This is a genomic window from Saccharomonospora iraqiensis subsp. paurometabolica YIM 90007, from assembly GCF_000231035.2.
GTDB lineage: Bacteria > Actinomycetota > Actinomycetes > Mycobacteriales > Pseudonocardiaceae > Saccharomonospora > Saccharomonospora paurometabolica.
The window spans coordinates 91,047-92,166 of record NZ_KI912238.1 but is presented as its reverse complement, the minus strand read 5'-3'; the positions used below and the strand labels follow the sequence as shown (position 1 = coordinate 92,166).

The 1,120-nt window shown below is 77.3% G+C and carries 1 pseudogene; it reads left to right on the top strand.

What is annotated here, in order from left to right:
* A pseudogene (locus SACPADRAFT_RS30545) lies at positions 1-1,120 on the top strand (hypothetical protein); the annotation flags it as partial.

Below are 1,120 nucleotides of genomic sequence, written 5' to 3'. Positions count from 1 at the left end.
GGTCGCGGCGCTGCGGGCGGCCGAGGACGCGCGGCACCCGGTGATCGCCGCTCAGCTGCGCACCGACCTGGCGGTGTGTGCCCGGTCGGTGGGGGCACCGTTGACCGGCCTGGCGGCGTTGCGCCCGGTGCTCACCGTGAACGGGCTCTCGTCGGTGCAGCGGGCGACGGCGCTGTGTCACCTCGTGGGCTGCCTGGGCACGTTCGGCCGCAAGGTCGAACTGGACCGGGTGCTCATGGAGGGCGACCGGCTGATCTCCGTCGACGGCCGCCTGCCCGGGGACGACAAGCAGGTGGCCCGGGCGTTGCTGCGGGTCGGGGTGTCGGCGCACCGCCGCAGGCACGGCGACCTGGTCGGCGCCGCCGACGCCGCCCGCACCGGTCTCGGCTTCCTCGACGATCTCCGGGACACCGGTGCCGACGGCGGCCTGGCCCGGGTGCGGCTCACCCTCGAACTGGTCTGCGCCCTGCTCGACCGCGGCGACGTCGGGCCCGCGCTGGAGGTCGCCGAACCCGCGTTGGCCGGGCCGGAACGGGCCGCGAGCGTGGCCCCGCTCGGCTGGCTGCGGCTGGCGGTGGCCACGCGGGTGCACCTGGTCGACGGGTCGGCGGAGACCGCGGCGCGTACCCTCCGGGACGCGGTGCACAGCACCGGCAGGCACGGTCTCTACGCGCTGGCCTCCCGGTTGTGGCTGGAACTGGCGCACCTCGAGGAACGCATCGGGGAGGCCGCCGAGGCGGCACAGTGCCTGTACCGGGCCAGGGCCGCGGAACATCTGAACACCCGGGTGAGCGGACAGGCCCGGGCACTGCTCACCGGGGCGTTCGGCGCGGGGGAACAGGCGCCGGTGGACCTGGCCGAGGTGGTGGCCGCGGCGGCACAGGCGACCACCGCGCAGGGGGCACAGGCCGGGGCGGAGGCCACGGCACGTGCGGCACAGGAACACGCCCGGCAACGCCACGCGGGCGGCGCGTCCGCCTCCTCCGACGGCACGGCCGGCGATGGCACCCGGCAACCCGCGGCGCAGGACGCGGGCGGGGGGAACCCGGCGGCACAGCCCCCGGCGGGGCGGACTCCGGCGGAGGCGGAGCCCGCGCAGCGGGTCCCGGGACAGCAGACA